The sequence below is a fragment of the Spirosoma endophyticum genome (assembly GCF_900112365.1).
Classification (GTDB): Bacteria; Bacteroidota; Bacteroidia; order Cytophagales; family Spirosomataceae; genus Spirosoma; species Spirosoma endophyticum.
Window position 1 is genome coordinate 113,740 of the sequence record NZ_FOLQ01000003.1, and the last position, 20,061, is coordinate 133,800.

The 20,061-nt window shown below is 48.5% G+C and carries 14 protein-coding genes; 4 read left to right on the top strand and 10 right to left on the bottom strand.

Annotated features, from left to right (window positions below; genetic code table 11):
* Nucleotides 1-43: 43 nt before the first annotated feature.
* From BM202_RS09595 to BM202_RS09615, 5 genes are all read right to left on the bottom strand, one after another.
* Nucleotides 44-1,444: an MBL fold metallo-hydrolase gene (locus BM202_RS09595; RefSeq protein WP_093825387.1), complete on the bottom strand. Its 1,401-nt coding sequence runs from the start codon at nt 1,442-1,444 to the stop codon at nt 44-46.
* A 61-nt stretch (nt 1,445-1,505) separates the two neighbouring features.
* Complete coding sequence (locus tag BM202_RS09600; protein WP_093825389.1) at nt 1,506-2,303, bottom strand: sulfite exporter TauE/SafE family protein; 798 nt, start codon at nt 2,301-2,303, stop codon at nt 1,506-1,508.
* 108 nt (nt 2,304-2,411) lie between these two features.
* Nucleotides 2,412-3,914, bottom strand: coding sequence for an APC family permease (locus BM202_RS09605; RefSeq protein WP_093825391.1), 1,503 nt, complete (start codon nt 3,912-3,914; stop codon nt 2,412-2,414).
* 142 nt (nt 3,915-4,056) lie between these two features.
* A complete protein-coding gene (secDF, locus tag BM202_RS09610; RefSeq protein WP_093825393.1) occupies nt 4,057-7,137 on the bottom strand; it encodes a protein translocase subunit SecDF in 3,081 nt (1,026 codons plus the stop codon).
* Nucleotides 7,138-7,240: 103 nt separating this feature from the next.
* Nucleotides 7,241-7,588 carry a hypothetical protein gene (locus BM202_RS09615; protein WP_093825395.1) on the bottom strand — a complete coding sequence of 116 codons (348 nt, stop codon included), beginning with the start codon at nt 7,586-7,588 and terminating at the stop codon, nt 7,241-7,243.
* 281 nt (nt 7,589-7,869) lie between these two features.
* Here BM202_RS09615 and BM202_RS09620 point away from each other — a divergent pair, with 281 nt between their 5' ends.
* Both BM202_RS09620 and nadC read left to right on the top strand, forming a co-directional pair.
* A complete protein-coding gene (locus BM202_RS09620) occupies nt 7,870-8,844 on the top strand; it encodes a DnaJ-like cysteine-rich domain-containing protein (protein WP_093825397.1) in 975 nt (324 codons plus the stop codon).
* 53 nt (nt 8,845-8,897) lie between these two features.
* Complete coding sequence (gene nadC / locus BM202_RS09625) at nt 8,898-9,731, top strand: carboxylating nicotinate-nucleotide diphosphorylase (protein ID WP_093825399.1); 834 nt, start codon at nt 8,898-8,900, stop codon at nt 9,729-9,731.
* Between the two features lie 49 nt (nt 9,732-9,780).
* Here nadC and BM202_RS09630 read toward each other — a convergent pair whose 3' ends face one another.
* From BM202_RS09630 to BM202_RS09650, 5 genes are all read right to left on the bottom strand, one after another.
* Nucleotides 9,781-11,535, bottom strand: coding sequence for an amidohydrolase family protein (locus BM202_RS09630; RefSeq protein ID WP_093825402.1), 1,755 nt, complete (start codon nt 11,533-11,535; stop codon nt 9,781-9,783).
* A gap of 46 nt (nt 11,536-11,581) precedes the next feature.
* The gene (locus BM202_RS09635; RefSeq protein WP_093825404.1) at nt 11,582-11,941 is read right to left on the bottom strand and encodes a hypothetical protein; all 360 of its coding nucleotides are present in this window, start codon (nt 11,939-11,941) and stop codon (nt 11,582-11,584) included.
* A gap of 211 nt (nt 11,942-12,152) precedes the next feature.
* Nucleotides 12,153-13,133 carry a pyruvate dehydrogenase complex E1 component subunit beta gene (locus BM202_RS09640; protein WP_093825406.1) on the bottom strand — a complete coding sequence of 327 codons (981 nt, stop codon included), beginning with the start codon at nt 13,131-13,133 and terminating at the stop codon, nt 12,153-12,155.
* Between the two features lie 169 nt (nt 13,134-13,302).
* Nucleotides 13,303-15,555, bottom strand: coding sequence for a type IX secretion system anionic LPS delivery protein PorZ (gene porZ / locus BM202_RS09645; protein WP_245776603.1), 2,253 nt, complete (start codon nt 15,553-15,555; stop codon nt 13,303-13,305).
* Between the two features lie 57 nt (nt 15,556-15,612).
* A complete protein-coding gene (locus BM202_RS09650; RefSeq protein ID WP_093825408.1) occupies nt 15,613-16,242 on the bottom strand; it encodes a thymidine kinase in 630 nt (209 codons plus the stop codon).
* Nucleotides 16,243-16,399: 157 nt separating this feature from the next.
* On the opposite strand from BM202_RS09650, the gene BM202_RS09655 reads away from it, so the two are divergent.
* Nucleotides 16,400-17,731 carry a hypothetical protein gene (locus BM202_RS09655; protein ID WP_093825410.1) on the top strand — a complete coding sequence of 444 codons (1,332 nt, stop codon included), beginning with the start codon at nt 16,400-16,402 and terminating at the stop codon, nt 17,729-17,731.
* Between the two features lie 242 nt (nt 17,732-17,973).
* The gene (locus BM202_RS09660) at nt 17,974-20,049 is read left to right on the top strand and encodes a ComEA family DNA-binding protein (RefSeq protein WP_093825412.1); all 2,076 of its coding nucleotides are present in this window, start codon (nt 17,974-17,976) and stop codon (nt 20,047-20,049) included.
* The last annotated feature ends 12 nt before the right edge of the window (nt 20,050-20,061 follow it).

A 20,061-nucleotide genomic window follows, 5' to 3' on the forward strand; every position in this document is an offset into this window, starting at 1 on the left:
CTAACGGCTATTGATTCTCGACTGACCTATTTTATAAAAAGGCCTAATGACTCTTAACGGATGACTCAACAAGAACACTCGTTTTTTTGATAGCGGCCATGCCGCCATCTACGTTCACTACGTTATCAAATCCCCGCGCTTTTAAGATGGAATTGGCAACCATAGAGCGGTAACCACCAGCGCAGTGTACATACACGGGTTCTGTGCGGCTAATTTCTGCCATGTGATCGTTGAGATTGTCCAGGGATAAATTTTCGGCTCCCTCAACATGCTCCCCCACAAATTCAGTGGGCTTTCGTACATCAACAATAGGAATAGTTGGGTTCTGTTGCCAGCGTTTCGCAAATTCTTCCGCCGAAATGCTCTCAATTGTATCGACTTCTTTGCCTGCTTGCCCCCAGGCCGAAAAGCCTCCATCTAGAAAACCAATGCAATTGTCGTAACCAACGCGGGCCAGTCGCAGAACGGTTTCTGTCTCCTGACCAGCGGGCGTAATAAGGGCAATCGGTTGTGTTAACTCAGGAATCAGGGCACCGACCCAGGGAGCAAATTGCCCATTCAAGCCAATATTGATGGCATTTGGTATAAATCCTTCAGCAAAATCAGCTGCATCCCGAACGTCCAGAATTAATGCGTTGGTTTCATTTACAGCCGTTTCAAACGCATCGGGCGAAAGCGCCTGGCTTCCTCGTTGCATAACCCGGTCAATAGGTTCGTACCCTTCTTTGTTGAGTCGGGCATTTTCAGCAAAATAAGCGGGTGCTGCCGTCAGCCCGTCGAGCACTTTCTCGATAAACTCGTCTCTCGATTTAGCCCGTAACGCATAATTAAATCGTTTCTGATTGCCGAGCGTATCGGTCGTTTCCTTACTCATGTTCTTACCACAGGCTGAACCTGCCCCGTGAGCTGGATAAACGATAACATCGTCGGGCAGGGGCATGATTTTCGCCTGCAGGCTGTCGTAGAGCATGCCAGCCAAATCATGTTCGGTCAAATCACCTTTGATGGCTAGATCTGGCCGGCCTACGTCGCCAATGAATAACGTATCACCCGTGAAAATCGCCCGCTCTTTCCCTGTTTCATCGATAAGTAGGTACGTAGTGGATTCGAGAGTGTGGCCGGGGGTATGCAGGACCTTAATCGTTACGTTACCTAAGGCGAATATTTCACCATCTTTGGCATGATAAGCGTCATAGCTCGTGTTGGCTTTTGGACCGTAGACAATAGTAGCGCCTGTTTTTCTGGCTAAATCCACATGTCCTGACACGAAATCGGCGTGAAAGTGGGTTTCGAAAACGTACTTGATTTTCGCACCAGCTTTATCGGTCTTTCTGGTATAAGGCGCGGTTTCACGAAGTGGGTCAATAATAGCCGCTTCGCCATTGCTTTCAATATAATAAGCTCCCTGAGCAAGACAGCCCGTATATAGTTGTTCGATTGTCATACGTAATGCGGACATCTTGCCCGCTCTTTTTGGTCGTATTGGTATGGACAGGATGTCCGCGTTACAGCAATTCCCGCAAAATCATGTAACTAGCCACCACCAGCACAAACCAGCCAAATCCTTTTTTCAGGCGGTCGGGGGCGACAAAGCGGGCTAAGTACATACCGATGAAAATGCCTGCGATGGATAAACCCGTAAAAGGTAGTATAAAATTCCAGTTCAGATCGGTATGTTGAATGTCGCCCAGAAAGCCAACGAACGAATTAACCGCAATAATTAATACTGACGTAGCAACGGCCCGTTGTATGGGAAGGCCCGCCATGAGTACCAACATCGGAACGATCAGGAAGCCACCACCCGCGCCAATAGTGCCCGTAAGCAATCCCACTGCCAGTCCGTCGAGCGCGAGTGAGCCGTAGCGCGGTCGTCCGTCTGAGGCTTCTCCTTCTTCTGGTCGGTCACTGCGAATCATAGCACGAGCCGCGATAATCATCACAATAGCAAAAAAATAGAGAATCGCGTTGCTTTTCGGAAGCACAAACTGTTCAAACTGAAAAATTGGGTCAGGTAGGGCAGGGACCAGAAACCGCCGACTTAAATAGACGGATATGAAGGACGGTAGCGCGAAGACAGCTGTTACGGTTAGGTCAACCCGTTTTCTTAGGATGTGATTAATTGAGCCAACCAGTGAAGTTGATCCTACTACAAACAACGAATAGGTTGTGGCTAATACGGTGGGTATATGGAAAATATAGATAAAAATCGGCACGGTTAGAATCGAACCTCCGCCCCCGGCTAATCCGATAACCAAGCCTACAACAATGGCAGATGCATACCCAAACAGCTCCTGTGCACTCATTAGCAGGCAAAACTACACTTCATAATTGAGATGTTTAGTCTATATATTAATGAAAACGGCTCCTGACAGTTGCCGGGAGCCGTTTCTATATAGTTTTCTAATCTAAAATTATTCAGGAGGATTATTCAAGTGACTGTGTCTCCGGCTGTACAGGAAGTAAACGACGAGACCTAGCGAACACCAGATCAGAAACGAAATTTTGGTGTCTGTCCGCAGGTTGTACATCAGGTACAAGTTTGCCAGGATACCCAACGTAGCCACAACGGGCAGCGCGGGAGTTCTGTAAGGACGTTCCAGATTCGGCTCCCGAACACGTAGTAGCCACACGGCTCCGCAAATCATGGCAAAGGCCAGCAGGGTACCCGATGAACATAATTCCGACACTTTATCGATAGGGGTTAGCGCGGCCACTGTTGAAACGATAGCCCCAACCAGAATGGTGCTTTTCCAAGGTGTTTTGAATGTTGGGTGAATAGACGCGAACAGATTTTTTGGCAGCAGACCGTCTTTCGCCATGCCCAGGAAAATCCGGGTTTGACCCAGCATCATCACCAGCATCACGGAGGTGAGACCGGCAATGGCAGCAATCGTGATCAGATATACAGCCCATGTTAGGCCCTGGTCGGCAAATGCCTGTGCTACAGGCGCTTTCAGATCCAGTGCGTCATATTTGACCATACCTGTCAGCACAAGCGATACCAGAATGTAAAGCACCGTACAGATAATAAGCGATGCGATAATCGCAAATGGTACGTCTTTCTTAGGATTGATCGCTTCACCAGCCTGCGTCGAAACTGCGTCGAAACCGATATAAGCAAAAAACACAATGCCGGCCGCCGTCACAATCCCATTGAATCCATAATGTTGCTGACCACCAGCATCAATAACCGGATTGGGGATGAAAGGCGTCCAGTTAGCGACATCAACAAAGAACGAACCGGCGATAATAACGAAAATGACCGTTGCCACTTTCAAAATCACGATGGCGTTATTGGTACTTGCCGCTTCTTTGATACCTTTTACCAATACCCATGTAACGCCCCATACGATCAGGAACGCTGGCAGGTTAACCGCGAACGCGAAATCGGGAATGGCCTCACCCGCTGCCCGAAGCTTTTCGGCTTTTTCCTGTGCAGTAACGGGATCGTTCATGAGCCAGATGGGAGGGTTAATGCCCAATAAATGAAGTAGTTTCTCGAAATAGCCCGACCAGCTTACCGCTACTGTCGTGGCCCCCATCATATACTCCAGAATTAAATTCCAGCCGATGAGCCAGGCAAAAATCTCCCCTACTGTTCCGTACGAGTAGGCGTAAGCCGATCCTTCAACAGGTAGGATAGAGGCAAACTCAGCGTAGCAGAGAGCCGCAAAGGCGCAAGCTACACCCGCCATCACAAACGCCAGCGCCAAGGCAGGTCCAGCCCACTCATTCGCTGCTATGCCGGTGAGCACGAATACCCCTCCGCCAATGACAGCGCCAATGCCAAGCGAAGTCAGCGACCAGCGGGTTAATACACGTTTGAGTTCACTCTTTTTCATGTCGGCTTCATAGGCCGCCAGGGGCTTCTTACGCCAGACACTCGTATCAACAGGTTTTAGTTTGGTTTCCATGAAGGGCAATGGAGTTTGGTGATTACGTCGTTTGGGGAAATATTCTTAGGTAAAAACGTTGGGAAAGATACTAAATTCCGGGACATGAACCAGAAAAAGCCGGATAGTTTTCGAACTACCCGGCTTTCCTGAAATTAATGTACTAAGACTGCGAAGGCCGGATTAATGGCTTTTTCTCTTTCTTTTCCTTCTTCGCCGTGAATTCTTCGGGCGTGGCAGGAGCGGCACTTGTGAAATCGGCAGGAATGGCATCAAAGCCCGTTTTCTTTTCTGCCGCTACGATGCTCGGTGTAATGGCATCCTTCTCCTGGTCGCGGCTCAGCGCGTCAACCACGATTGGCGTAGCTACAAATAAGGAGGAATACGTACCCACAACGACACCGATGAGCATCGCGAACGAGAACCCACGGATGGTTTCACCCCCAAAAATGAACAGGACTAACAACACCAGAATCGTGGAGAAACCAGTTACTGCCGTGCGGCTCAACGTACTATTCAGGGCGTTATTAATGATCGACGCAATGCTTTCTTTCTTGCCCTTGTTTTCGGCCAGGTATTCACGTACCCGGTCAAATACAACCACGGTGTCGTTCATGGAATACCCCATGATCGTTAGCAAGGCACCTACAAAGGCCTGGTCAACGTCGAGCGAGAAAGGCAGGAATCCGTTGAAGATTGAGAAGATAGCCAGAATGATAAGCACATCGTGGAACATAGCTACAACAGCCCCATACCCAAAGGCCAGCTTCTTGAAGCGGATGAGTATGTAGACGAACACGACCGCAACCGCCAGCAGAATAGACCATAACGCAGATGTCAGCAAATCATAAGCGATCGTTGGGCCAACTTTTTGGGAACTCTCAATTTTGGCTGGATTGCCTTTAATGCTGCTTAATCCCTGATAAACGGTTGCTTCGGCTTTCTTGTCAGCCCCCTGCGAATTGTCGTCAACCAGATAAGGTGTCGTTACTTTCACCTGATTGGCACCAATTCCTGTACCACCGTAGGTTTTCACCTCGGGCGATCCACCCAGTACGGTTTCCAGCGAGTTACGAACATCTTCAGTACTTACGGCTTTCTCGAAGCGAATGACGTACGAGCGACCGCCTTTGAAGTCAACACCCAGCCCAAATCCACGGAAAATAGCGGAGATGATACCCAATCCAATAATGACCGACGAAACCGTATAGTACAGTTTCCGACGCGAAACGAAATCAAAGTCAGAATCCGCAAAGAGATTTTTAGCCCAGGATGAGCTGAAAGTCAGCGTTTTGCCATTGCGGATATAATACTCCAGCAGGATGCGCGTGATGAAAATAGCTGCGAATAACGACGTCAGAATACCGATAATCAGCGTTGTGGCGAAGCCTAGAATCAGACCTGTTCCGAAGATAAACAGAACAATACCCGTTAGGAATGTCGTTACGTTCGAATCGATGATCGAAGACAGGGCGTTCTGGAAACCATCGGTAACGGCTTGCTTAAATCCTTTACCCAGCGCCAGTTCTTCTTTGATACGTTCGAAAATCAGTACGTTCGCATCAACGGCCATACCAATCGAGAGAACGATACCGGCAATACCCGGCATGGTCAATACCGCACCCAGCGACGCCATAACGCCCATCAGGAAAAACAGGTTAACCAGCAGCGCAATGTCAGCAATAAAACCAGCCCGGTTGTAGTAGAATACCACAAAGGCCAGTACCAGCAGAATACCAATAATGGAGGAGAGTACACCCGCACTTACGGCTTCTGAACCCAACGTAGCACCCACAACACTTTCTTCAACGATGTTGGTTGGAGCTGGCAGTTTACCCGCTTTCAATACGTTGGCCATATCTTTGGTTTCTTCTACCGTGAAGTTACCCGAGATACTCGACCGACCGTTTGGAATCTCATTCTGCACGTTTGGTGCTGTGTAAACAAGATTATCCAGCAAAATAGCCACCGGACGACCTACGTTGGCGGCTGTCAGGTTTTTCCATTTACGGGCCCCTTCCGGGTTCATGTTCATCGTTACTTCCGGGCGGCCACGGTCATCGTAGTCATTAGCGGCATCCGTGATCACGTCACCTTCGAGTGGCGCACGACCACCGGCTTTTTTCAGGAAATAGAGCGGCAGAATTTCTTTGCCATCCGTTGCTTTGAACGTCTTGCGATCCCAGGCAAACACGGCATCGGTTGGGAACAGGCTACGAACTTCGGTCGCATTCAAAACGGCATTAGCACGGGCCGTATCTTTCAGATAAACTCCCAACTGATCCTGGCCAACAGGAATAAACAATTGCGTTAGCGCTGTACCTTGTGCTGCGGCAGCAGCCGTATCGCTTTTCGAAGTCGAATCTTTCTTGGCACCCTGAGCGAGTTGTGATTCCAGACTAGACGTACCTTTGGTTGCTGAGCCAGTCGTTGGCGTAGTCGTTTTTAAAGCAGCTTTGCGAGCGGCTTCTTCACGTAGCAAGTAAGCGCCCATGCCTTCGATGGCAGGAGCCAGCTCGTTCAGGCGATACACTTCCGTAAATTCAAGTTTAGCGGCACCAGTCAACAGGCGACGGATACGCTCAGGGTTATCGACACCCGGCAATTCAATTTGAATCCGGCCCGACCCTGGCAACCGCTGAATGTTTGGATTGGCTACCCCAAATTTATCGACACGCGCCTGAATGATCTGGAAGGCACGGGTCGTAGCACCGTTCACTTCATCGTTCAGCAATTTCCGCACTTCGGTATCCGACGATTGAAAGTTGATTTTGCTACGGTTGGCACTGGTCGCAAATATGGTTGCCAGCTTGGTATCCGGAGCGATCTTGCTAAACGCACTGGCAAACAGATCGACAAAGCTCGTGTTGCTCGTTTTCTGATCTTCAGAAGCCTGTTTCAGCGCCTGATTGAATTTTGGATCGCGGTTGTTTCCCGACAAACTACGCAGAATATCGACAGGAGATACTTCCAGCACTACGTGCATACCGCCCTGAAGATCAAGTCCAAGACCGAGTTCGCGCTCGGTTACTTCCTGTAATGTGCTACCCAGATAGACGGGCTCTTTCCAGAGTGAATCCAGGTAATGTTGTTTCTTGTTACGGTCAACCTGACCTTGCTTATTGGTCGCGTAGGTCTCAGCGGCATTTTTGAAGTTCCTTGAGACGAACGTAAATGACAGGAAGTATAGACAGATAACTGTCAATACACCCGTCAGAATGAGTATTCCGGTTCTGTTTTGCATGAACGTAGCCTGAACATGGATGTTCGGGCATCTGAAATGAATTAATAAAAATTGAGAGAAAAACTAAAATACCGTTGGGCAGAGCGAATTCGTCTGCGCTACGTTAAGGGGCATTGGTGGCTATGTGATGCCCGAAGACATGCCTGAAGTAAGAAAAATAGAAATGCGGGAGGGTAAAATGCCGGAGTAGGGTAACGCTCAGCAGCAGTAAAATGACAAGCGTCGGTGCAGGAAGCATAAACGCTGTCTGACCTGATTCGCCCAGTTGAACCGCAGGCGTTACAACCGCTTCGAAATGGGCCGCGCTAAGTTGAGCATCTTTGGCATTCGGATCGATGGCTTTTCCCGATTTCGCCTGCTCTGTCGCCAGCTTCTTTGCTACTAACGCTTTCTCCTGCGCTACGTTGCTGTTGCCCCACACTGCCGTGAACAGGAGCAGTGTAGCCAGCATTAGGCTTGAAAGACGTTGTATGACACGCGCTTGCTTCATAAGTTTCCTTAGCGGATGACAAATTTCGCATCATTTTTGATAGAATGCAAATGGAATTTATAGACCCGGTTTTCAGCCTTTTATGCCTGGCTGGCCACAAAAGTAAAGTAACTATGTTGGATTAAAACAGGTTATAGTTTGATTAAAAGCAATTGGTGTGAGTCTTTACCTGGTTACAGTCTCGTTATGTTTTGACTGAGGTCTTCGCATTGCCAACTCAACTTCGTAGTAGGTCTTTACTTATGAAAACGATCTTTAAGCTTTTGATTTGCTGGCTGAGTTTATCGACATCTGTACTAGCTCAGTACACCATAGTTTTCACCAATGGCCATACCGGGCAAGCGAGTGTCATCTTCTTCAAAACGAAGACGGTGCTCATTAAAAGTTTTGATAACCTTCGTGCACCCCTTCAGGAAGTTCCCAAGGCAAGTATTGAACGTATTACTATGGCAGACGGTAGCGTGTTAAGTACTTCAGCTATTGGTTTACAGCAGTCGCCCCCCGATCAGATAGCCTTCTTTGTCCGGCAGGAAGCTAACCGGGTTGCCACCGATGATGGATCTCTTCGGCCAGTTCCTTACGAGTGGTCTAACTTTCTGGATAAGTCCATTACGTTACTGAGTGTTAAACATACTGAGAAAAATACCATATTCACGTTTGTGCGTAGGAATACTGGTCAAACCCGATTTATTATAAGCTCCGCTACTTACTTATACGATCGCCAGGATGTTCGCCAGGCCTTTCGGATTGTGAATGCCGGTAAATTTGATCTGGATGTACCAATCACAATACCTGCTGGAGTCGACTCAATACAAATAGCCCTGTATTTCGAACGGGTAAGCCCAGGTTTAGAAGAGGTCAATTTCAAAAGTCTTCCTGTGGCGGCTGGTGCGCTGGGTGGCCCGGTGGGCGGTTATCTGATCACCGGACTCTCCATAAATAATCCGGCTATTAGTGGTGTGGTGGACGAATCGTCGGCACTGGCGAAGCCCTTTGGTTCTACCAAACTAAACTGTATTACCTGCGGTGGCATAGGAACGGTGCGTTGTCCGAATTGTGCAGGTGTTGGAACTGTTACAACAACAGAGCGCCTTCCAGTTGTTCGTCATAATATTACAGATTACCAAATCACCAGCCGACGTATCACTTGCCCGGTTTGTCAGGGAAACCGCAATTACCTTTGCCCTAATCGCCCAAACCACCCTGAATTGCCTTAGTGACTTTCATATCCTAATCGGAAGCGTCACTAAAAATTTCCTACTTTCGCTCTATGAACCTACATGAGTTTATTCAGTTAGCCTTAGCCGAAGATGTCGGTGATGGCGACCATACGTCACTCTCCACCATTCCCGCCGATGCCCAGAAACGGGCTCGACTATTAGTTAAAGAAGCTGGTATTCTAGCCGGTGTTGAAGTCGCTCAGGCAATTTTTGCCGAAGTTGATCCGACGTTTGTCGTTGATGTATTGATGCACGACGGAGCCCGTATCAACCCCGGTGATGTCGTGCTGACCGTGAGCGGAAACGCTCGTAACATCCTGACCGCCGAGCGACTGGTGCTGAACTGTATGCAGCGCATGAGCGGCATCGCGACGCATACACGGGAGCTAGTCAATCTGTTGGAAGGTACTCGGGCTAAATTGCTGGACACACGTAAAACCACGCCAAATTTTCGGATTTGTGAAAAAATGGCCACCAAAATCGGTGGTGCTGTAAATCACCGATTCGGACTGTACGACCAGATTCTGATTAAAGATAATCACGTAGATTATGCCGGTGGCATTGAAGCGGCAATTACCAAAGCTGTTACGTATCTGAAAGAAACCGGCCGGACGCTACGTATCGAAATTGAGACGCGTAACCGCGCTGAGGTGGAAGAGGTGCTACGTGTAGGACAGGTGGATATTATTCTGTTAGACAACTTCCTGCCCGATGGCATTCGGGATATGGTGCGGCTCATTAACGGCCGCTTTATAACCGAAGCTTCGGGCGGCATAGACGAAACCAACTTGCGGGCCTATGCCGAAACCGGTGTCGATTTTATTTCATCGGGTGCTCTGACCCATCAGATCAAGAGTCTGGATCTGAGCCTGAAGGCATACTGAGAAAATACTGATAGCACGGATCGGCTCAAGTAGCCGATCCGTGAATGTATCACCTGGTGAAGTATACTTTCTTGATCTTCCCAGCCTCAACCTTATAAATCGCCACGGCTTTTGCTGGCTCTTTATCTGAAGCGAACGTAACGCTTTCGTGATCGATCACGGTGCTGCCAACCACGATCCGATTGACAAGCTCACAGTGTAGAAGTGGCGTCTTGTCAAACATACCGCTATACCGTTTGCGCATTGCTTCTTTGCCTTTATACTGAAGATTATCCGGAAAGTTGTAAACCTCTACGTCCTCTGCGTAGGGCTCCAGAAACGTGTCGATATTGCGGGCATTATACCCATTGAGTTGCTGCTGGGCCAGATTTTCGGGCGAGTTAGGCATAAGCTTCGCTGGGGTGGTTACATACCCCCGATTGATGACGGTTTCAATGTTTATCAAGGCGTCAATATTGTCCAGTGGGTTCTGCTTCAAAACCAGTACATTGGCTAGCTTGCCCTCTGTCAGGCTACCAAACTGACTTTCCTTGCCAAAAATTTTTGACCCATTGATCGTCGCTGATTTTAATAGATCCGCTGTTGAAAGACCTGCCCCCTGCATGGCTTTCAACTCATCTATGAAGGACGTAGCATGAAAGGTGCCGGGATTACCGGCGTCCGTTCCAGCCACTACGTTGATACCTGCATGCCAGACTTTTTTTAGGTTGATCTGCTTAATGGAATCCCGCTTAATCGAACGCGCCTGATAGGCCGGGCTGCTGAGTAAGTCAGTATATCGTTTGCGGACTTCCGGTTCGGGTAAGTGTTTGAAGTCAAAGAGGGTTCCAAGTACGTAGGGGTTGGCGTTGGCAAATTCGTAGGGAGTCAGCTTTCGACTGTCGCCGAAGAAACCCGTTATTCCCCGGTTGACGATCATGGTTGGGCCATAACTTACTTTGTTTTTCTGCATCAAACCAATGAGTTCATCATCAATAATACCGTCTTCCGGGCTATGAACCAGAAAGTCGGCCCCGTATTTCACGCCTAGTTTAGCCGCAAGCAATTCCTGTGTATGTATCGCCAGTTTAAGCCCGTTTTTATGGGTTTCATCGATGGCAGCCTGCACAACGGGAATCAGTTCTTCCCCTGATTTGCCCATGCCCCGAATAATGAACCAAACCTTAATAAAGTCAGGCTTGTAGGCCAGTTGCCGACGAACCATTTCGCGGGCTTCCTCGGGGGAGTTAGCTTTGAGTATGGGCGAATCATCAACTTTAAATGCCTCGGGCTGATAGGTCGAAATGAGTGGCCCAGTCATCAAAATCTGCGGGCTGGCGTAGTCTTTATTAAAGCGATCTCGATAAGGATACTGGTAAAGCGGTCCGCCGATGTCGATTACGGTCGTGATGCCGCAAGCTAAATACCGACGCAATAAGTCGCCCAAATTGTCACGTAGCCATTTTCGCTCGGTTTCATAGGGCCGGTATTTCGTCAGGTTGACGCCATCGGGTCGGGTATAAATGCTACCGGACTGAAACAAGTGGATATGACTGTCAATCAAGCCGGGTAGCAGCCATTTTCCTTTGGCATTAATGACGGTTGCTCCATCGGGTACTTTTAAATTCTTGCCAATTTTCTTAATCGTCTCATTTTCAATTAAGAGACTTATGTTTTCGCGTACTTTGCCCGTTTCAACGTCAATTAAGTTACCATCTACCAATACAACTGGCCGTTTGGATGGATTGGCGCTATCTGCCGTAATTGGTTGGCTATAGACGATTGTGCTTCCGAGTAGTAACAGAAGAAATAGAGCGTGTTTCATTGGATTTGAGTAGTAGAACTAGTACAAGATAAAAACGTGATCTACATTATTTCGCGGGATTCTCATCAATGCCTAATCTTGGTAAGGCCGGGTTCAGAATTCTGGGCACGATTTTGATTCGGAATACCCGCATACCCGCTACGTCAAAATCACAACCGTAAAATCCCCGCTGCTTAATCCCGCGATATACCGCCGTATAATTTACCTTAGGCGGCCAGTTATTTGTGGCCAGTTCAACGGTAATAGCATCTACGGCTTTGCGAAGGTTCGAGAAAAAAATGACTGTTGGATCACGCTGACGTAGCGCGGTCAACGAGCCGATATATTGAAGTGTCACTTCATAAATAACACGACTGGATAAACGAATTTTGGGCTCTTTCGGGCCTTTTTCGGGCGGATTCATCATCTGTGGTAATAATACGAAAAACTATGCGTCTATTTTTCGATGCATAAACTATTTCGGTAGTATGGCTGTTTTACCTATAATTGCGCCAATCAACGCCCGACTGTTCAAACAGCCGGGCGTTTTTGTTGTGGTTCACAGATAATGTAAGCATCAAAAAAGCGTCGGCCAGAGAGACCCACGCTTTTTAGTTTTACTCTAAAATAACTTTACCTTACTTTTTATACATCACGGCTTCTACAGCCTGCAACGTACGTTTCACATTCGGCAGAATAGCCTCGATAAGTGTGGGCGCATAGGGCAGCGGTAAATCCAGGCTGTTGACCCGGATAACCGGCGAGTCCAGATAGTCAAACGCATTACGTTGAATATTGTACGTCAACTCCGACGAGATGGCTGCCAGCGGCCAGGCTTCCTCTACAATTACGCAGCGATTCGTTTTCTTTACGGAACTGATAATCGTTGCATAATCGATCGGACGGACCGAACGCAGGTCAATTACTTCTGCTGAAACACCATTTTTGGCTAACTCATCAGCCGCAGCCAAAGCCACTTTCATGATTTTACCGAAAGAAACAATCGTTACGTCGTTGCCTTCCCGAACGACTTTAGCCTGCCCGATGGGAATCAGATATTCTTCTTCTGGCACCTGTCCTTTATCGCCATACATCAACTCCGATTCCATGAAAATGACGGGGTCATTATCGCGGATGCAGGACTTGAGCAAGCCTTTGGCGTCATAAGGATTTGATGGAACGACAACCTTCAAACCTGACGTATTGGCAAACCAGTTTTCGAAGTTTTGCGAGTGTTGCGAAGACAGCATACCGGCATTACCCGTTGGTCCCCGAAAGACAATCGGGCAGGAGTACTGACCGCCCGACATCGACATGACTTTGGCGGCCGAATTAATGACCTGATCAATCGCAACGAGCGAAAAGTTAAACGTCATGAACTCAATAATAGGCCGTAGTCCGTTGATGGCTGAACCAACGCCAATACCAGCAAAACCCAGTTCGGCGATGGGTGTATCAATTACCCGCTCCGGTCCAAATTCGTCCAGCATTCCCTGACTAACCTTATAGGCTCCGTTGTATTCGGCGACTTCTTCGCCCATCAGATAGACTTTCGGGTCCCGGCGCATTTCTTCCGTCATGGCCTCCCGCAGGGCTTCGCGGAACTGTATTTCTCTCATACTGAGTATATTGATTTCGTTTTATGGCCTGTCAGCTAATACACATTAGCTGCTGGCATTGGCTAAAAATCTGGCCAAAATTAGGCAAAATGGCCTGATTCATCAAATCATCTTTACTGGCTTTTTCATCATCTGCCGTAATGATTGTAGAAGGTGTGATTTTAACGATCTACCGCACTACGGCCAGTTTTCCGGCTAAACTCTCCGTGCCATCGGACGTAACGACAACGACTAAGTAAACGCCTGTCTGTGCCTGTCGATTTCGGTAGTCGCGCAAATTCCAGGCAGCGGTACCGCCCTGCGATCGGGTTTCATACACTAACTGGCCCCCGGCGTCAAGAATTTTTACCGTTGCGTTTTCCGTCAGGCCGTTGATGCCAACTGTACCCGTGAAATCAGGACGTACCGGATTGGGGAAAATGGTCAGTTTCCTGAGCGTATCGGTCGGTTCTGTGGCCTGCCCCTGATAGGATACTAGCCCATTGGGTTGACCCACAGGGCCGGTTTGGATAAAAACCTTGCCGCTGACGGGCTCGATCGCTACCGCCTGAATTAAATTGTTTGGTAATGGGCTATTATCCGACTTGAACGTATCCAGCAGCTGAGAACCGTCGGGTGCTACGTGATAAATACCTGTTTGCGTGCCAATCCACTTCCGATTGCCACCATCGACAGCAATGGCCGTGACCACTTCGTTGGCCAGCAACCGGCGTCGATTAACCAACGGCGGTTGGGCATCAACGAGCCCGTCGAAGACACCAGCCGGATCATCGAACACGGTTGGACCAAGGTCAGTACCAACCCAAATCGACCCATTCCGATCTTTTGCCAGGGTTCGGATGCTGTTTGTTAATAAGCCACCTTGCCCAGCAAGAGTATTTAGGAATCGACTCCGATTCGTTTGGGGATCGAATACAAATAAGCCGCTGCCAAGGTCCAGACGAATCCATAAAAAACCGTAATCGTCGGGCACAATCTGGACCATGTTAATCTGACTAACGGACGGAAACGACTGAAACTGACCATTGGGACGGCGGACGTGCAACGTAGCTTGTGTCGTCGTTATTCGACCCGTTGCTATCCACAAATTGCCTTCCACGTCGGTAGCAAGGCTGGTAATATAGGTACTGATCGTTGCGGGTAACGGGACCAACGTGGCAGGCTGCTCTTCGGCCTGACTCCATAGTCCGCTGCCAAAACTGCCCAGATAAAGTCGCTGTTCGGTGGGTAAATAAGCCGCCGAATTAAAACTGCGGGATAAGCCAGCAATTAACGTATTGGCCCAGCGATCATTGGGGACAGAAAGTACGTTAATTGGCGGTTGATTTGCGGAGAACAACGTATCGTTTCGTGGTCCGGCAGGAAGTGCAATGAGCGTTTGTGAATACGTATAAAGTTGAGCGAATAAATCCCGCGTTGGACCATCGGGTGCAATTCGCTGAAATGTGCCGGCATTACCCGCCAGCAACCCGTTTGTCGCATCGGCAACCCACACGCGATTTTCATCGGCAATGACTTCTCTTGGGTCAGTCAATAAGGCGCCGGTAAAGGGGCTGGAGCCAGGTAATGTAACGGCTTTATCGGTAGCCAGAAGTAAGCCAGCTGTGGCCGGAAATTGCCGTATGATGGCATTGGACAACGATTGCGTTAAAATCCACTTGTTATTTTGCCGTTCATAAACGCCCAGATTATTGAGCGTTGCTGACAATCGACCCTGGTTTGTACTAATCGACTCAATTGGCAAACCTGGTACGTCGATTTGCTTCCAGTTAGCCGGATCAGCAATGTTGACACCAACTGTGAAGCGTATGGCTCGGATTCTGCGTCCGGTTTCTTTCGGAATTACGGCTGCCGTCAGCGCATACAAGCTATCGGCCGTGGCGGCTGTTTGAATGATCGGTAGGGGAGTACCGTCAGATCGCAGGCTGAAATACGTATCACGGATCTCGTTTTTCAGGACATCCAGCACGATCAGGCCAAAATCGGTGCTGAGGTAGGCATTATTGCCAATGCGGTTAATATGATTGATTGTTCGGAAGGCTGGTAAATTGGCTGTCGTAACGATTATGTTCACATTTACGACTGTGCCAGGTTCGCCTGTGTCGGATACCGTCAGAAAATCAATATTTCCGTTTCGATACGTGATGAGTAACCGTTTCTGATCGGCAAGATAAAGTAAACGGCTGATGCCTATATCGCTTAACCCGGCCGTTTTGCCTAACGTAGTGGTTTCATTTGTGCTTTTATCGTAATAAAACAGCCCGTTTTGCGTCGCCGTATAGATTTTATTGGCGACAACCGCCACCGACTGTCCCGACTGGTAACTAACATGCGACTGCCAGGTGCCAATTTGGGCGAATGATGAATAATGAATGATGAATAATGAATGAAAAATCAACAATAAACGCCAGAGTTTAGGCATGGATCTAGACATCCACGGTTGATTTAGCATTGCTTTTTTTTTAATATTCATCATTCATCATTCATCATTCATAACGTCTTCATAAGCCCACTCTTTCCGACCGGCATCATCGCCAAGGTTGAAACACCGCCGACAGCGGGCTTCGTAGCTGTCTGTTTCGCCCAATAGCACACGATCTTTTGAGGGTAAAAGGCGATAGGAATAGTGGGCAATGTCGCCACAAACTACACAAATAGCGTGCACTTTTGTTACGTATTCGGCAATGCTCATTAACTGGGGCATGCAGCCAAAGGGCTTTCCCGAGAAGTCCATATCCAATCCCGCTACAATAACGCGTTTCCCCTGATTCGCCAGTATGTTGCAGACATCGGCAATTTCTTTATCAAAAAACTGGGCTTCATCAATACCAACCACATCGCAATTGCCCGCCAGCGCTGGAATCTCGGCCGCCGTTTTTACGGGTATCGAATGAATCGAGTTTGCCGAGTGCGACACAATGTTTTCTTCGTGATAACGCGTATCCAATGCAGGTTTGAAGATCCGAACGTTTAGTTTGGCTATCCGGGCACGCGTGAGCCTACGGATCAGTTCTTCGGTTTTGCCGGAAAACATCGAGCCGCAGATTACTTCGATCCAGCCTGTGCGGAGGTGGGGCGGGTCACGTCGACGAGTGGGTTCAATAAACATGGAGAATTAGTCGTTTTAAAGGCCGGTAACTTGTTTTAAAACGAATAAACCGACTTTGCCGTGAAAGGCTTGCTAATCGGTCGTAAATTGCCTTTTTGATTTGATAGCAGGTTTGCGACCGAAAACGTTACAGTATACAAAACAAAGGCTTTTCCTAATGTCGAACAAGTTCAACGCCAACGCTCTTACCGAATATAGCAGGTCGTATGCCCGTCGGGTAGCTACCGATTTTTATCAGAAACATGCTACCATTAATGGCCAGCAAATTCTGTCGTTGACGCCCATTAGTCAAATTAATATGTTTGTCCTCAGTAGTTTGTCTGATAAATGGCAGGCTGATGCGGCCAAGTTTCGCAGCCCTTATTTTGACTTTACGGATGCCGACGTGCAGGAAGCGCTGCAAAATTTCATGAACGTAGTGTCGCAACATATTTGTGTTCGACGCGAACATCTTGAACCCTTGCTTGCCGATGCCGCGCGTCGCACGATCATTATGATTTTCGATCCAAGGGCTTACTTTGATGAAATTCTGCGTAGCCAGCCGGAGTTTACATTAACGGCTGCAGCGCTGAAACATATTACACGCTATACAAAGATCAACCAATTCATTCCCGCCCATATTACCCAACGTATCAAAGACAAGCCCTTTGTGTATGCAAATCAGGCCATTGGGTATCTGGATGAAGCCCTTACGCAACGCGGCCATGAACTTGAGCATTACGATAAATTTGTAGCCTTGTTCTCGGAAAAGCTACCAATGGACGTATCGGCTTTGCTACGTAGTCATGTACCCGATGTCATTCCAAATGCGCCATCGCGATCATTTTTCGATACGGCTACTGAATCGACTGTTCCACCTGCCCCATTGGTTGCCGCCGAAGTCAGTCCGTCTACTGAAACAGTACAGGAAAATGCTACCGCAACTGTTGCGCCAGCCATTCCGCCCCAGCCTGTACCAGCAAGTGTAGAGGAAATTAAAGAATCGTTGAAAGAGATTTCCGCCCACCCAGCCCCGGTAGACGATTCAGACGTAAGCGGCCCGATGTTTCTTCAGGGAGGGGCTGGTCCGGAGCCAGTTGCCCCAATTAGTCAACCGTCGCAATTACAAACTGGTGCCATCACGCAGCCTGCTACGTCTGAACCGGCGCAACCCACTGTTCCGGCGGCTACAACACCGACGCTGAATGATACAATCCGGGAGGCAGCCCCCGCTGAACCTGCCAACTCGATTGCTGAGACCTTTCATCGCGCGCCCATTGAGAGCATTGCCCGGAGCATTTCGCTGAACCAGAAATTCAGGTTTATCAACCAGTTGTTCAATGGGAATGCGAGTGAGTATAGCCAGGCAATTCAGGAAATAGATACACTAAATAATTACGGGCAGGCACTCGATCTGATTTCTGACCAGTATGCATCGCAGTACATCTGGGATATGAAGAGTGATGAGGTGAGTGAACTGGTCGAAATTCTGAAACGCCGATTCTCGTAAATCAGACAATGTTGCGTTGATCCATATTACTGCATTAGATCGTTCGTGCATTTTTTAGATAAGAGGTTATGTAGCTTTTTGGGAGTAGTGTGTCTTTTTGGGAGAACGTTCGTCTCATGAAAGCTATAATCTCCTGATAAAAACATCCGCAAAGTCCTTTTCAACCGATTGGAATCTTCAGGGAGGTTGGGCGTATTCTCAACACTTGAACGAAGGGAATTTTGCGAACTGTTTACCTGCTTATGGTAGCTGGATGGATGGCTACTGTTCCGGCTTTTTCCCAAACGAGTTTGCCTTCTCGTAGCGAGGCTAACCGATCGGCTGACATAAGCCGGTATTTACAAGACCTATTTCCGGTGCAGACGGAGGGTATTGATTACCAGTCCGTTTATGATGCATTAACCCAGCTTTACGTTAATCCGCTTGATCTTAATGTCGCCACGCGGGATGAGCTGGAGGCCCTTTACCTCCTTTCTGAACGTCAATTAAGCAGTCTGGCAACCTATCGCGCCGAATACGGCGATTTATTGTCGATCTATGAGCTCCAGGCTATTCCCGATTTCGATTTGCCCACCATTCGGCGGCTACTGCCGTTCGTTACAGTAGCAGGCAATCCGGGCCTATTTGTTGCTCTGGCTACACCAACAGATAATTACCTTATCGTTCGATACGAACGGGTTCTGGAACAGCAAAAAGGTTTTTCGGCGGCCGTTGCCGATAAAAAAGGCAATCTTCCGACGCGATATTTAGGAAGTTCGGGCCAACTGTATGCTCGTTATCGGTATAGTCGTTCCCGTGCGTTCAGTATTGGGGTAACGATTGAAAAAGACCCTGGCGAACAGATCCTCTGGCAACCGTCAGCCCGTCGTTATGGAGCTGATTACATTTCTTTTCATGCACAAGTGCAGAACCGGGGCCGCTGGCGTAACATCCTGCTGGGCGATTATCAGCTACAGATTGGACAGGGATTGGTGTTATCGGCCGGTTTCGTACTGGGCAAAAGTGCTGAAACCGTTCAGACTGTTCGGCGGCCAACGATTGGCGCTCGGCCTTATACATCACTGACCGAATACGGTTATTTCCGAGGGGCAACGGCTACGTATGCTATGTGCCCAACCCTGGATTTAACGCTGATGGCCGCCCGCAACCGACGCGATGCGAACACCGCCGTTGATAGTATTGCCGGACAAACCATGGCTACGTCACTACAAACATCGGGATTGCACCGCACCTTGTCCGAAATGGCGGATCAGGGTAGTCTGCTTGAAACGAATCTTGGCGTACATCTGCTTTATCACAGCCGCCGTCAAGTTCAACTGGGTATGACGGTTTTGCATACGACCTTCGATACATTTTTCCGTAAGCGGGATCTGCCCTATAACCAATATGAGTTTACCGGCAAGCAAAATCTGGTTGTTGGTCTGCATGGTGGCTACGTCTGGAGAAACTGGAATTTATTTGGTGAAGTCGCCCGAAGCAGTGGATCTACAACCAATTCAGGTGGAATGGGCACGGTGGTCGGTACGTTGGCCAGCCTAACCAAGAAGCTGGACCTGGCGCTTGTGCTACGTCATTATGACCGTAATTTTCATAGTTTCTACAGCAACGGCTTCAGCGAAGGGAGCCGGACGATCAACGAATCGGGCGTGTATGCTGGATTGAAGTATACGGTTTATCGCAAGCTGACATTGGGCGGTTTTATTGATTATTATCAATTTCCGTGGTTGAAATATTTAGTGGATACGCCATCGGGCGGCTTCGATTATATGCTACAGGCTCGCTACACACCTAATCGGCAGACGGCGTTTTATGCGGTATATCACGAAGAGCATAAACAGAAAAATTTGACAGTTGATAAGATCAAAAATGTTGTTGGGACAACGCGCCGGAATTATGCGCTCAACGCCGAGTACATTTTAAGGCCCGGCTTTTCGATGCGATCAAGAGTGCAGTGGGGCAGTTTTACCTATGCAGGACAGTCCCCGTCGCGTGGGTTCGCTTTGGTGCAGGATGCTACGTTGGATTACCGGCGGTTGAGTCTGAGCGGCCGGGTCGCTTTGTTCGGGACAGATGATTATGACAGTCGGCAGTACGTATACGAGCGTGATGTACTTTACGCGTTTTCGTTCCCGGCTTATTTTGATCGGGGCGTCCGCCATTATTTGTTAATTCAGTACAATCTGAGTCGTCATGTAGACGTGTGGGTACGATGGTCCCGAACCGATCTGACCAATCAGGACACTATTGGCTCCGACCTCGACCAGATTAGTGCGCCCCATAAAACAGAAGTGAAAGTCCAGGCTCGCTGGCGGTTTTAAGATAGGTGCTAT